The sequence below is a fragment of the Rhizobium leguminosarum bv. viciae USDA 2370 genome (assembly GCF_002008365.1).
Lineage (GTDB): Bacteria > Pseudomonadota > Alphaproteobacteria > Rhizobiales > Rhizobiaceae > Rhizobium > Rhizobium leguminosarum.
On the sequence record NZ_MRDL01000001.1, the window covers coordinates 88624 to 101403 of the forward strand.

At 61.0% G+C, this 12780-nt stretch carries 13 protein-coding genes; 2 read left to right on the plus strand and 11 right to left on the minus strand.

The genetic code is table 11. The features are described from left to right. The 10 genes from BS629_RS00440 to BS629_RS00485 all read right to left on the minus strand — a co-directional run bounded on the left by BS629_RS00440 (nucleotide 1) and on the right by BS629_RS00485 (nucleotide 9438). Nucleotides 1–750: an ABC transporter ATP-binding protein gene (locus BS629_RS00440; RefSeq protein WP_018246848.1), complete on the minus strand. Its 750-nt coding sequence runs from the start codon at nucleotides 748–750 to the stop codon at nucleotides 1–3. Then, nucleotides 726–1625: an ABC transporter permease gene (locus BS629_RS00445; RefSeq protein ID WP_018517714.1), complete on the minus strand. Its 900-nt coding sequence runs from the start codon at nucleotides 1623–1625 to the stop codon at nucleotides 726–728. Before BS629_RS00445 ends, BS629_RS00440 begins: the two co-directional genes overlap by 25 nt. A 34-nt stretch (nucleotides 1626–1659) precedes the next feature. After that, nucleotides 1660–2685 (minus strand): ABC transporter substrate-binding protein, encoded by a 1026-nt coding sequence (locus tag BS629_RS00450; protein ID WP_018246846.1) that lies wholly within the window; start codon nucleotides 2683–2685, stop codon nucleotides 1660–1662. Nucleotides 2686–2972: 287 nt separating this feature from the next. Further along, complete coding sequence (locus BS629_RS00455) at nucleotides 2973–3311, minus strand: hypothetical protein (protein ID WP_018246845.1); 339 nt, start codon at nucleotides 3309–3311, stop codon at nucleotides 2973–2975. A gap of 95 nt (nucleotides 3312–3406) precedes the next feature. Continuing rightward, complete coding sequence (locus tag BS629_RS00460; protein WP_018246844.1) at nucleotides 3407–4504, minus strand: ABC transporter substrate-binding protein; 1098 nt, start codon at nucleotides 4502–4504, stop codon at nucleotides 3407–3409. Between the two features lie 51 nt (nucleotides 4505–4555). Beyond that, on the minus strand, nucleotides 4556–5596 hold the full coding sequence (locus BS629_RS00465) for an ABC transporter permease (protein ID WP_018246843.1): 1041 nt from the start codon (nucleotides 5594–5596) through the stop codon (nucleotides 4556–4558). 18 nt (nucleotides 5597–5614) lie between these two features. Beyond that, entirely contained in the window at nucleotides 5615–7111 is a 1497-nt protein-coding gene (locus tag BS629_RS00470; protein WP_018246842.1) for a sugar ABC transporter ATP-binding protein, read from the minus strand. A gap of 108 nt (nucleotides 7112–7219) precedes the next feature. Continuing rightward, complete coding sequence (locus BS629_RS00475) at nucleotides 7220–8113, minus strand: NAD(P)-dependent oxidoreductase (protein ID WP_018246841.1); 894 nt, start codon at nucleotides 8111–8113, stop codon at nucleotides 7220–7222. A 1-nt stretch (nucleotide 8114) separates the two neighbouring features. Continuing rightward, on the minus strand, nucleotides 8115–8660 hold the full coding sequence (locus tag BS629_RS00480) for a gluconokinase (protein ID WP_020572937.1): 546 nt from the start codon (nucleotides 8658–8660) through the stop codon (nucleotides 8115–8117). A 13-nt stretch (nucleotides 8661–8673) separates the two neighbouring features. After that, entirely contained in the window at nucleotides 8674–9438 is a 765-nt protein-coding gene (locus BS629_RS00485) for an SDR family oxidoreductase (protein ID WP_018246839.1), read from the minus strand. Between the two features lie 135 nt (nucleotides 9439–9573). Between BS629_RS00485 and BS629_RS00490 the strand changes: the two genes are divergently transcribed. Further along, nucleotides 9574–10515 (plus strand): 2-hydroxyacid dehydrogenase, encoded by a 942-nt coding sequence (locus BS629_RS00490; RefSeq protein ID WP_018246838.1) that lies wholly within the window; start codon nucleotides 9574–9576, stop codon nucleotides 10513–10515. 10 nt (nucleotides 10516–10525) lie between these two features. After that, on the plus strand, nucleotides 10526–11557 hold the full coding sequence (locus BS629_RS00495) for an L-idonate 5-dehydrogenase (RefSeq protein WP_018246837.1): 1032 nt from the start codon (nucleotides 10526–10528) through the stop codon (nucleotides 11555–11557). 101 nt (nucleotides 11558–11658) lie between these two features. Here BS629_RS00495 and BS629_RS00500 read toward each other — a convergent pair whose 3' ends face one another. Further along, the gene (locus BS629_RS00500) at nucleotides 11659–12735 is read right to left on the minus strand and encodes a LacI family DNA-binding transcriptional regulator (RefSeq protein ID WP_018246836.1); all 1077 of its coding nucleotides are present in this window, start codon (nucleotides 12733–12735) and stop codon (nucleotides 11659–11661) included. Nucleotides 12736–12780 lie beyond the last annotated feature (45 nt).

The window sequence follows — 12780 nt, forward strand, 5'->3', positions numbered from 1 at the left end:
TCAGGCGGCCTTACGGCCCGGAAGCTCGACCCCGAGCCGGCTCAGAAGGTGGATTCGGAATTGCGCAAAGCGCGGATCGCCGTGGTCGCGCGGCGTCGGCAGATCGATCTTGAGATCCTCGATGAGGCGGCCTTCGTCGAGAACCAGTATGCGGTCGGCCAGCGAAATCGCCTCGTCGACGTCGTGGGTGACGAGCAGCACGGCAGGACGGTGTCTTGCACACAACTCCCTGAGCAGATCGTGCATTTTCAGCCGAGTCAGCGCATCAAGCGCGCCAAACGGCTCATCGGCGAGAAGCAGGGCCGGTTCGCGCACCAGCGAACGGGCAAGAGCGACTCTCTGCTGCTCGCCACCCGAGAGCTGGTTCGGCCACGCCGTTTCCCGACCCGCAAGTCCTACCTCCGCCAAAGCCTTCCGTCCGGCTTCCTGGCCGGAAGGTCCACGTAGGCCGAGCGTGACGTTCTGGATGACGCTGCGCCACGGCAGCAGGCGGGCGTCCTGGAAAACCACCGAGAGGCTCTCCGGCGTCTCGAGGGTGCCGGTTCCCTCGACACCATGATCCAGACCGGCAAGAGCCCTGAGGAACGTGCTTTTGCCGGAACCACTGCGGCCGAGCAGGGCGACGAACTCGCCTTCTTCAATATCGAGATCGACGCCGTCGAGGATCGTCTTCGTCGCAAACCGCCGATCGAGGTTTCGCACGTGGACGGCTTTGGTTGCGGACTTCAGTTTGCCAGGGTGCGGCGCCATGAGAGGACCCTCCGTTCAAGCAGGCGGACGAGAGCGTCCGAAACGAGACCGAGCAGCACATAGACCACCAGACCGACGAGAATGACGTCGGTCTGCCCGTAATTTCGGGCAAGATCGATCATGTAACCGAGGCCGCTGGTGGCGTTGATCTGCTCGACCACGACAAGAGAAACCCAGCAGAGGGTGACGGCAAACCGCAGACCCAGAAGGAAACCCGGCAGGGCGCCGGGCAGCACCACCTGAAGGATGAAGTCCTTCTGGCTCATGCGCAGGGTCTCGGCCAGCTCGACGTAACGGCTGTCGATGCTGCGGAGCGCATTGTGGGTGTGGATGTAAATCGGCACGATCACGGCAAGCGCGATGGTCGTAACCTTCATGCTCTCACCGATGCCGAACCACAGGATCAGCAAGGGGATCAGGGCCAGCGTCGGTATCGCGCGCTTGATCTGGACCGGCCCGTCGATCAGGGCTTCACCGATCCGGGACAGGCCGGCGATAACCGCCAGGATCGTGCCGATCAGCAATCCGATGCTAAGGCCGAGCAGGGCGCGGGTCGCCGACGTCACGAAATTGTCCTGCAGGCGACCCTGCTCTATGAGCCTTACGAAAGCCTCGATGACAGTCCACGGCGCCGACAGGATGCGCGGGTCGATCCATCCCAATGCCGAACCGACGACCCAGGTCAGGACAAGCAATACCGGCCCGATCTGCAACCCGAAAGGGATCGCGGGTCCGGGACCCAGCCTGCGCCGGGCGCGGGGGCCAGCAGAGCTAGCCGCGCCAACCGCCTTTGCCACGCGTGAGCCTCCATGCGCAACTCTCCCGCTTGTTGTCAGGGATAGTTTCGCCTCATCTGCATCCCAAGTGGTTGCCATGTTTCAGATCTCCTCTCCGAAGGAATGTCGAACGTTACTGGCTCTTGGCCAAAGCCGCGGCACCGAGCTTTTCGAAGCGGTTGTCGAAAATCTGCTCTACATTGAAGGGTTTGTAGCCGAGCTCGTCCGCCAGCAGGTTGATGGTTTCCTGGTGGCGCTTCTTCACTTCGCTCCAATCGGCGGGAACGATCTGTTCGCCGGTCAGCTTGACGAGAAACTCCCCGTCCTCCTGGCTAAGGCCCTGCTGACCGACGTAATATTCCTTGATCCAGAGATCCGGGTTCCGGTTCACCCATTCGGTGGCGCGTGCCCACAGACCGACATATTCGGCGAGCGCGGCCGCCTTGGCGGGGTCGTCCAGAACCCATTGCGGCGCATAAAGATGGCTCGGATCGTCCCGCAGGCCGTGCTTCACGAGGGTCGCTCCGTCCGATCCGTATTGGGTGATATAGCGCCTGATGTAGACGCCGCCGAGCGGTGCGATGTCGACTTGCTTGCTCGCCAATGCCTTCGGATAGACGTCGCTGGTGCTTGGCAGTTCCACCAAGGTGACGTCGCCGCTCTTCAAGCCTGCGGCATGGAGGGCACGCAGAACGAGCGTGCCCTGAGCCTGCCCCGGGCTGAAGGCGATGCGTTTACCGCGGAAATCCGCCAGCGTCTTGACGGCCGCGCCTGGCGCGATGCCGAAGCGGTAGATGGGATTGGCAATCGGGTCACGGCGTTCGCGATAGGCGATGTTGCGGACGGGCAGGTTGTTCCAGTTGGCGAAGATCGAGGGGATCTCGGCCACCGATCCGACATCGAGCGCATGGGCGCGGAAAGCTTCCGACGTCTGCGGCCCGCCGCTGATATTGGCCCATTTGACTTCAAAACTGAGCTCTTTATCGAGGCCGGACACCTCGAGAGCTTTCTGAGTGACCGGATCGCCGATCGTCAGCACCGTGCCTGGCGGCACTTTGGAAAGCAGGGGGACGTCTGCCTGGGCTGACGCCAGACCATGAATGGCACTGAGACCAAGCAGACTGAACAACGCAATTTTGAATGTCTTTGCCAGTGTCATCGTCGATCTTCCCGTTTCGGATTGTTGTTTGCAGGAACGATGCACGGTAAGATGGCGGATAATCTATTAAATCGATAGACTATTTAGTTTAATAAAAGCGCTGCTGGTGGAAAATTGTCCCCAAAAGTCGAGCAACCGGAACGATCGCATCCGGCGCCTTCGCAGGATGATCGGCGTTAGCAGGCGTGAAAAAAGCGCCTGGGACCGTCATCCGCGGGCGCTTTACGGGTCTTTGTTCAACCACCTTTCAGGCGCCCGAACCGTCTGAATGTCAGACTCGTCTGATGTCAGGCAATATGTGGTGCGTATTCATTGGCCGAGAATACGTGGTGATGCACCTTGCCGGTGAAGAGTTGCAGGAGTTCGCCGGTGACTTCGCGGCTCTGCGACCGCACATCGGAGAGAAGTGCCGCCTTCACCGCATCCATATCGGGATAGCGAATGGCCAAGGCCATGGCGTAGACCGGGGCGCCCTCGTCGCGCTCCATCCCATCCAGCACCCGTATTTCTTCGGCTCCCGGAAATTTCGTCCAGAGAGGGACGAGCCGCTGCCGCACGAATTCGCGGAATTCTTCTTCCCGACCGGAATGGATTTCGCCTTCAAACAAAGCATAACGAATGATCATAGGTTCTCTTTTCCAAAACTCGCCGGAGCTGGATCGATAGTGGTGTGTTGTCGGAACATCAGGGCGTATCGGTCGATACGCCCTGACTGGAAGGGTTATTTACCCCAGATTTTCTTGTATTGATCGCGATAGCCGTTGTCGGGATCGAAGCTGTTCTTCGGTCCGCCGTCAAACTCGACGTTCTGGCTGGTCACCACATGGAGCGGCGACACATAGCCGGACCATGGAGCGCCCGCAAAGGCGCGGTTCAATTCGTCAACGAGCTGCCAGCCCTGGAGGTTGAGCGGCTCGGCGACCGTGACGGCCTGGAACTGCTTGGCGCGGATACGCTGATAGGCGCTCTCCGAACCGTCGCCGGCTGCGACGTTCACCGGCTTTCCGTCGCCTGCAATGCCGGCCGAGGCGAGCGAGGGTCCCATGAAGTCGTAATAGAGGTCGTTGATCGCCAGCGAATGCGTCCACTTCGCGCCATACTTCTGCAGAAGCGAGGTGGTGAGCTGCGGCATGCGCTGAGAGGTTTCGGCAATCGGCGTGTCGACATATTCGAGCACCGTGCCGCCGAGATCCTCGATCTCCTTCTTCATACGATCGGCCTTGGCGATCGCGATCGCATAGGTGGAGTCGGTAAAGATGATGACACCAGGCTTGCCGCCGGCATCGGCAAAGGCCCAATCCGCCGCAGACTTCGAGACTTCCATGGCATCGGTGGTGACGTTTGCGAAGACGCCGACTTCGGGAACCGGACCGACCGCCGAGGCGGCGTGCCAGGAAACCATTGGAATGCCGGCAGCCTTGGCTGCTTCCATCGCCGGCTTCTGTTCGACCGCGTCAAAGCCGTTGATGATGATGCCATCCGGCTTCAGCGCCATGGCCTGGCCGAACGCCGCGGTCCGTCCGCCGATTGAACCGGCGCCGTCAAGCGCCTTGACCGTCCAGCCGAGCGCGCCTGCCGCTTCCTGCACGCCATTGACCACGCCGAGGATGCCACCGTTTTTCATATCGCCGGCAAGAATGACGATGTTCTTTCCGGCAGCGCCCTTGGGGCCGCTCGTCGGCCCATCCCAGGCGCTCACCTTGGAAGCATACTTTTCGACCACAGCCTTGGCATCGGTCATGGAATCGGCGAATGCCGGCATGCTGAGCATAACGGCGACGGTTGCGACCGTTGCCTGCAATAACGTTCTGCGCTTCATGTTCACTCCTCCATTTTGTTTGTTATGAAATGCCGGGATGAGCCGGCATCCTCATTTGGATGCGGGTGTGATCCTCCTCACAACTCCGCGCTTGCGCTGGGCGTAACCTGCTATGCCGATGGCAATCAGCAGGGTCACGCCGTTGAACAGCGGTTCGACGAAGAACGACCCGCCGAATTGCTGAATTCCTGATATTCCGACCGCCAGGATGATGACGCCGATCAAGGTGCCCCAGACGTTCACCCGTCCGGGCTTGATCGTCGTCGATCCGAGGAACGCGCCGACAAGTGCCGGCAGGAGATATTCGAGGCCGACGCTCGCCTGGCCGATGCGCAGCTTCGAGGCGAGAAGAACCCCGGTCAGAGCCGCCAGCAGCCCCGAGGTGACGAATGCGCCGATCACGAATTTGCGGACTGGAATACCATTGAGTGCGGCCGCCTTCGGATTGGCGCCGATGGCGTAGAGATAGCGGCCGATCGGCAGGTATTCGAGCACGATCCACATGCAGATCGCAATCAGCAGCACGTAGAAGCCGGTGATCGGCAGGCCGAACAGCATGGTGCCGTTCAGCGCATAGAAACCCTCAGGCAGGACGCCGACCACCTGCCGCCCGCCGGTGTGCCAGAGGGCAAGCGCGTAGAGAACCGTTCCGGTGCCGAGTGTTGCGATGAAGCTGTCGATCTTTGCGACTTCGACCAGCAGCCCGTTGATAAAGCCGGTCAGGACGCCGAGCGCGAGGACGATGACAACCGCGACCGGCCAGGGCAGGCCGTAGGCCGTTTGCAGGCTGATGGCGAGGATGTGCCAGAGCACGATGCCATAGCCGACGGTCAGGTCTATGCGGCCGGATGCCATCGGGATCATCGCAGCCAGCGACAGAAGCGCAATGATTGCCTTGTCTGATACAATCGAACGGACGTTCAACACGGTCGGGAACGTATCAGGTAGAAGGATCGAGAAGATCACGATCAGGCCGACGGTCAAGATCACCAGCCCGTAAACCGGGATCAGGCGTCCGATCTTCTGTCCGGTGGACAGACCGGCCATTTCGCTCTTGGTCGGCTCCAGCGCCGTGGATTCAATGGATTGCATGGCTGTTCTCCCGATGGCTCAAGCAGCTTCCGACGCGGATGCGGCCGTGATGACCGCCTCCGTCGTCAGGCCGCTTCCAGTCAGTTCGCTGACGATTTTGCCGCGCGAGAAAACCAGCGCGCGGTGGCAGATATGGGCGATTTCCTCAAAGTCCGTCGACACCACGACAACCGCGAGGCCGGCCTCGAGCGCCTGGGTGATCAGACGGTAGATCTCCGCACGCGCTCCGATATCGACGCCGGCAGTCGGATCTTCTGCGACCAGCAGCTTGCGGCCGGTCGCCAGCCAACGGCCGACGACCACTTTTTGCTGATTGCCGCCCGACAGGGCCTCTACCGGCAGATCCGGGTCGTTCGGCCGCAGGCCGACGGAATGGCCGATCTTATGGGCAAGATCGGCTTCGCCGCGCGGCGACAGGAAGGACAAAAGCCCGCGTCCGACGGCTCCCGGATTGAGGTAGGTATTTTCCCGAATGGAAAGCGAGAGCGCCACGGATTCCTCCGTCCGGTCACGGGCAATCAAGCCGATGCCCGACGCCATAGCGCGCCGCGGGCTGGAAAGGTCGGGGGCCTCGTCATGCAGCAGAACCGAGCCGTTGAAGGGCTCGCAACCGAACAGCGCGCGGCCGATCCGTTCCTGGCCGGCGCCACGCAATCCAGCCAATCCCAAAAGCTCGCCCTCGCGGATATCGAACGATATCGCGCCCGTGCCGGCGCAAACGAGATCGCGAACCTTGACGATCGCCTTGCCGGGCGTGATCTGGGTCTTGGAAAACAGGCTGTCACCGCTGCGGCCGATGATCATCGTCACCAGCTCGTCGGGGGTCGTCTCGCTGACGGGCTTCTGTCCCACCATGCATCCGTCGCGCAGAACGGCGACCCGATCGGCAATCCGGAAAATCTCGTCCAGCCTGTGGGAGACATAGATCATCCCGACGCCGCGATCCTTTAAGGGGCGGATCGCATTGAACAGCCGATCGACTTCATCGGCGGGAAGGCTCGCCGTCGGCTCGTCGAGCACCAGCACGTCGGCTTCGACGGCAAGTGCACGGGCGATGGCGACAAGCGATTTTTCCGTGCGCGACAGCGCCGAGACCCGCGTGGTGGGATCGAAATCGCAGCCGACCAGTTTCAACGCTTCCTTGGCACGCGCCTGCGTCCTGTTCCAGTCGATCAGGCCGCGACGCATCGAGAAACCCTGCGACAGGCCCATATTCTCGCCGACGGTCATCCACTCGATCAAGCCGAGATCCTGGTGGATGAAGGCAACCGGCTGCCGCTCGTTCGGCTTCGGGGGGCGATGATGGTAGCTCTGGCCGCGAAACAGGATGTCGCCGGCATCGGGCTTGTAGATACCCGCAAGCGTCTTGATGAGTGTCGATTTGCCGGCGCCGTTTTCCCCCAGCAGCGCGAGGATTTCGCCCTCGCGCAGATCGATCGAGACGTCCCGCAGCGCTTGCGTGCCGCCGAAGCTCTTGGTGATCGATTGGAACTCCAGCAGTCTCTTGGCTTCCACTGTGGCTCCTCCCAAAGCTGCGGTTGTCATTGGTCGTATGTTATCGATAACATTTATGGATGGTCAAGCGGAAAGATGACGATCTCGAATTTCTCAGCGAGATTGACGTCAGCCGGCCTGAAATCCGTCGAGAAGACGCATCATCTCGGCGGAGTCCTTCGGCCCGAGACCGGCAGCGCAGAGCAGGCGGTGAATTTCGACCACGGAGCCGGTCATCGGCAATGGCGTCTTGGTCTTCAGCGCGAAGGCCTGAAGTGAATCCAGGTCCTTCAACATGTTGTCGATTCTGCCTGTCGGCGAGAAATCCCGGGCGGCGAATTTCGCCATGAATTCCTGCATCATCCGGCTGTCCGCCCTGCCGCCCGCAAGGGCTGCCGGAATGGCGGCCGGATCGACGCCGCCGGCTTCAGCGAGCTTCACCGCCTCGGCGACGGCCTGAAACAGCACGGCGCAAAACAGCTGATTGATCAGTTTGGTGGTCTGCCCGGCGCCGGATGCACCCATCAGCGTGTAATTGGCGGCAAGATGCCGCATCACCACGCGCGCCCGTTCGAAATCCTCAGGGCTGCCGCCGGCCATAATTGTCAGGCGTCCGCTCAGCGCACCTGGCACGCCGCCGGAGAGCGGGCAATCCACCCATGCCATGCCGGTTTCCCGACGCAGCCGCATCGCCATCTCAGCCGTCTCGGCGGGGTCGATCGACGACATGTCGATCAGCAGCTTGTCGGCATTTGCAGCCGCCGCAACACCCTTTTCGCCGAAGACGACAGCGCGGACGATGCTGGCGTGATTGAGGCTCAGCACACAAAACGCCGACCGTGAGACCGCTTCCTCCACAGAGCCGGCCGCGCGTGCGCCCTTGGCCTCCAAAACCGCGACTTTTTCGGTATCCAGGTCGAAGACGGAGACCTTATGCCCGGTTTCGATCAATCGGGTGACGATCGCGGTTCCCATGATACCGGCACCGATGACGGCGACATCTGCTCTATAGTTATCCTGCATGTTAATCTCCTCCCTTGACGGCCATGCCGCTCAGTCCCTTGCAAGCCAGTGCCACAATATCATCCAAGGCATTGTCGATCGCCACCGTCACCACACCAGCTTCACCGGTCGGCGGCTCCAGTGTCTGCAACTGGCTGTCGAGCAAAGTCGCGGGCATGAAATGGCCCTGACGAGCCTGCATGCGCGACAGCAGCAGATTGCGGGACCCTTCGAGGAAAACAAAGGCGAGATGCCCGTCCGCCGCCTGCCTCAACCTGTCCCGATAGCTTCTCTTCAGCGCCGAACAGGAAATCACCAGCCCTTGCGATGCTCTTTGCGCGGTCTTTATTTCCTCGCCGATCCGGTCGAGCCAGGGCAGGCGGTCGTCGTCAGTAAGCGGTATGCCCTGCGCCATCTTCTCGACATTTCCAGCGGGGTGGAGTTGGTCGCCCTCCACAAACTCCATGCCGTTTTGAGCAGCGACGCGTTCTCCGACCGAGGATTTGCCGCAGCCGCTGACGCCCATGACGACGACAGCAAGAGGCCGTGCCTTCTTCTCGAAATCCATCATCTCGTCTCTATCAGAGGCAGGTCGTAATGCCGCCGTCGACATACAGCGTGTGCCCGTTGATGAAAGACGAACCGCGGCCTGACAGGAAAACAGCGGCACCCACCAGTTCCTCGACATTGCCCCAGCGTCCGGCTGGCGTCCGCTTTTCGAGCCAGGACGAGAACTCCGGATTGTCGACGAGCGCCTGATTGAGCGGCGTCTTGAAATAGCCCGGCGCAATCGCGTTGATTTGCAGGCCGTACTTGGCCCAGTCGGCGCACATGCCGCGGGTCAGATTGCGTACCGCGCCCTTGGTCGCAGTGTAGGGAGCAATGCCGGGGCGCGCCAGTTCGCTTTGAACGGAGGCGATGTTGATGATCTTGCCCTGGCCGCGGGCGATCATGGGCTTGGCCGCTGCCTGGCCGACGTAGAACACGCTCGAAATGTTGGTGGTCAGCAGCAGTTCCCATTTGTCCGCCGGAAAATCTTCCAGCGGCGTGCGAAACTGCATGCCGGCATTGTTGATCAGGATGTCGAGCGGCCCGATATCGGCTTCGATCGCGTCTATGCCTTCTTTGGCAGCATTCTTGCTGGTTACGTCGAAGATCGCCGCATGGGCAGACAGGCCTTGATCCTTGAGGCTCTCGACCGCACGTTTGACGCTTTCGGGCGTGCGGCCATTGATGATCACCTCGGCGCCATGCTGCGCCAGGCCTTCGGCCAGGGCATAGCCGATCCCCTGGCTCGAGCCGGTGATCAGGGCACGCCGTCCGGTAAGATCAAACAAGTTCTTCATGTAAATCACTCCTCCGGTCTCGCCGCAGGCGACGGCTTCAACTGCCGCTGACGGTGAAACTCACTTGACATCCCTTTTCCGAATTATATGTTATCGATAACATAATCAACTGTCAAAATGCGGGATGGAAACGGAATGCCTGAGGTAGAAATCTTGATGGCTGGAGCTTATCCGGAATGGGACATGGTGGATCTGGAGGCGAACTACCGCGTCCATCGCCTGTGGGAAGCGGCAGACCGGGACGAGCTGATTTCCAGGGTCGGCAAGGATATTCGCGCCATAGCGACCCGAGGCGAACTCGGAGCGTCTGCAGAACTGATGGCGCAATTGCCGAAACTGGAAATCGTCTCCTGTTACGGCGTCGGCACCGACGCAATCGACTTGTCCTATGCCCGCGCCAACGGCATTCGCGTCACGAATACCCCTGATGTGCTGACCGAAGATGTCGCCGATATCGCCGTCGGACTGCTGCTTGCCACGGCGAGGCAGGTCCCGCAGGCCGATGTTTTGGTCCGCTCCGGCCAGTGGGGCAGTGTCGCCATGCCGCTGGTGACGCGCGTCTCGGGCAAGAAAGTGGGGATCGCCGGCATGGGGCGGATCGGCAAGGCGATCGCCAAGAGGGCTGTCGCTTTCGGCTGCGACATCTCCTATTTCGCCCGCCATGACCACACGGATGTAGCTTACGCCTATGAACCCGACCTGATCGCGCTTGCGGATTGGGCCGACTTTCTGATCGTCATCGTCCCCGGTGGGGAGGCGACCATGAAAATCATCAATGCTGAGGTGCTTAAAGCGCTCGGTCCGAACGGCATCTTGATCAATGTTTCGCGCGGGACGACCGTCGACGAAGAGGCGCTGATCGCGGCCCTTCAAGACCGCACCATCCAGGCTGCTGGCCTTGATGTCTTCCTGAACGAACCCAGGATCGATGCCCGTTTCCTGACCCTCCAAAACGTCGTGTTGCAGCCCCATCACGGCTCTGGCACTGTCGAGACCCGCAAGGCCATGGGCCAACTGGTCAGAGACAATCTCGCTGCGCATTTTGCAGGCAGCCCGCTTCCAACTCCCGTCGTGTGAGGGTCCCGATATGAAAGCCATCGTCATTCATGCCGCCAAGGATCTGAGGATCGAAGAGCGCGAGCCGGAGGTTGCGGGCGCCGGGCAGGTGGAGATTGCCATCGAAGCCGGCGGCATCTGCGGTTCCGACCTGCATTATTACAATCACGGCGGTTTCGGCACCGTTCGCCTGCGCGAACCGATGATCCTCGGCCATGAGATCGCCGGCACGGTCAAGGCGCTGGGCTCCGGCGTCACCGATCTTGCCGTGGGAGACCGTGTCGCGGTTTCCCCGAGCCGGCCGTGCAACCATTGCCAATATTGCCTGAAGGGGCAGCAAAACCACTGCCTCAACATGCGGTTTTACGGCAGTGCCATGCCGATGCCGCATATTCAGGGTGGCTTTCGCCAGCGGCTGGTGGCGGAGCGCTGGCAATGCCACAAGGTCGCCGATGGCATCTCCATTCACGAGGCCGCCTTTGCCGAACCCTTTGCGGTGACGTTGCATGCGGCAAACCGCGCCGGATCGCTGCTCGGCAAACGGGTCCTTGTTACGGGTTGCGGCCCGATCGGGATGTTGGCGATCGTCGCGGCGCGCGTTCTCGGCGCCCGCGAGATCGTTGCGACCGACGTGACCGACAGCGTTCTGGCAATTGCCCGCACCAGCGGCGCCGATCGAACGATCAACGTTGCCACGCATGCTGCCGACCTTGCCGCTTACAGCGCTGACAAGGGATACTTCGATGTCATGTTCGAGGCGTCGGGCAATGAGCGAGCCGTGCGCGCGGGCCTGGAGACGCTTAAGCCGCGCGCCGTTCTCGTCCAGCTCGGCCTTGGCGGCGATGTCTCTATCCCGCAGAACATGATCGTTGCGAAGGAAATCGAGATGCGCGGCACATTCCGTTTTCACGAGGAATTTGCGCTCGCCGTCGAACTGATCAACGCGCGTCGCGTCGATCTGAAGCCGCTTCTGACAGGTGTCTTTGGGATCGAAGAGGCCGTTGCCGCCTTCGAACTGGCAGGCGACCGCAGCAAGTCCATGAAAGTGCAGATCGCCTTTTGACCGGCTGCATAACTCCTTAGATCGGAATCGATGTAGGGATAAAATTGCCTTCAAAGTGTTACGGCGCCGCGCATGTGAAAAGACGCGCGGCGCTGCAGTACTCAAGCGGACGGCGCGCCGTTACGATCCGTGCTTTCGCGCAAGACAACCTTGTAGCCGGTCAATGTGATCTCATCGCCGGTCGAGTTGCCGGTATGGAGGGCATCCAGCAGGCGGGCGGCCGCCTGACGGCCGATGCCATAACAATCGACATTGATGGTGGTGATGCGCGGATGACAGATGGACGAGATCTCGTAATCGCCGAAACCGGCAATGGCGATGTCCCGCGGAACCTTCATTCCCCGGCGCGTGCATTCCATGATGGCGCCGAAGGCGGAAAGGTCGGAGACGCAGAGAACCACTTCCGTGTCTGGCCAGCGCTCCAGCAGGCTGACGATTGCCTGGCCGCCTTGTTCCATGGTGATAGGCGGGACGCCGAAGGAAATCATCCGTCCCGGCCCCAGGCCGAGTTCTTCAACAGTTTTCTGGAAACCGCTTCGCCGCTGGCTGCCGCGCGTATCGCGCGCCGTCGTTCCGCCGATATAGCCGAACTTCCGATATCCCTGGCCGGCCAGTGTCCGCACCAGCAAGGCCATCGCCTCGCCGTTGGAAAAGCCGACGACCTGATTGATCGGATTTTCCGGAAGTTCCCAGGTTTCGACAACGGGAATGCCGGCTTTTGCAAGCATGCGCCGCGCGCGTGCCGTGTGCGAACCACCGGTCAGGATGATGCCTTCAGGGCGGCGGCGCAGCATCGCCTCGATCAGTTCTTCCTCTTTCTCCGCCGAATAGTCGGTATAGCCGAGAAGGAGTTGAAGGCCGGTATTCTGCAGCGCATCGGTAATGCCCCGCGCCGTGTCGGAAAAATTCGAATTGTTGATCGAGGGCACCAGGGCGGCGATGAAACCGCTCCGCCGCGACGAAAGACTGCCGGCCGACAGATCGAGCACATAGCCGAGCGCGTCGACGGCTTCCATGATACGCTTGCGGGTCTCCTCGGAAACGCTCGCATCCTGGCGAAAGGCACGCGAGACGGTCATGGCGGAGACGCCGACATATTTGGCGACCTCCGCCATCGTCAGCTTTTGAGCGTCTCCCGGCTTGAGACGCTTGTCTTTCGGCTCATCCTCGTTTTTCACTGGTCTCCGCTTTCACAAAGCTTCCGAGTTGGGCAATTCTAGACA

What these genes read in the sequence shown, in the direction of transcription:
- BS629_RS00460 (WP_018246844.1), bottom strand. Translation starts at nt 4,504, where the DNA reads ATGAAGCGCAGAACGTTATTGCAGGCAACGGTCGCAACCGTCGCCGTT.
- BS629_RS00440 (WP_018246848.1), bottom strand. Translation starts at nt 750, where the DNA reads ATGGCGCCGCACCCTGGCAAACTGAAGTCCGCAACCAAAGCCGTCCAC.
- BS629_RS00485 (WP_018246839.1), bottom strand. Translation starts at nt 9,438, where the DNA reads ATGAAGAACTTGTTTGATCTTACCGGACGGCGTGCCCTGATCACCGGC.
- BS629_RS00490 (WP_018246838.1), top strand. Translation starts at nt 9,574, where the DNA reads ATGCCTGAGGTAGAAATCTTGATGGCTGGAGCTTATCCGGAATGGGAC.
- BS629_RS00475 (WP_018246841.1), bottom strand. Translation starts at nt 8,113, where the DNA reads ATGCAGGATAACTATAGAGCAGATGTCGCCGTCATCGGTGCCGGTATC.
- BS629_RS00455 (WP_018246845.1), bottom strand. Translation starts at nt 3,311, where the DNA reads ATGATCATTCGTTATGCTTTGTTTGAAGGCGAAATCCATTCCGGTCGG.
- BS629_RS00450 (WP_018246846.1), bottom strand. Translation starts at nt 2,685, where the DNA reads ATGACACTGGCAAAGACATTCAAAATTGCGTTGTTCAGTCTGCTTGGT.
- BS629_RS00480 (WP_020572937.1), bottom strand. Translation starts at nt 8,660, where the DNA reads ATGGATTTCGAGAAGAAGGCACGGCCTCTTGCTGTCGTCGTCATGGGC.
- BS629_RS00445 (WP_018517714.1), bottom strand. Translation starts at nt 1,625, where the DNA reads ATGGCAACCACTTGGGATGCAGATGAGGCGAAACTATCCCTGACAACA.
- BS629_RS00495 (WP_018246837.1), top strand. Translation starts at nt 10,526, where the DNA reads ATGAAAGCCATCGTCATTCATGCCGCCAAGGATCTGAGGATCGAAGAG.
- BS629_RS00465 (WP_018246843.1), bottom strand. Translation starts at nt 5,596, where the DNA reads ATGCAATCCATTGAATCCACGGCGCTGGAGCCGACCAAGAGCGAAATG.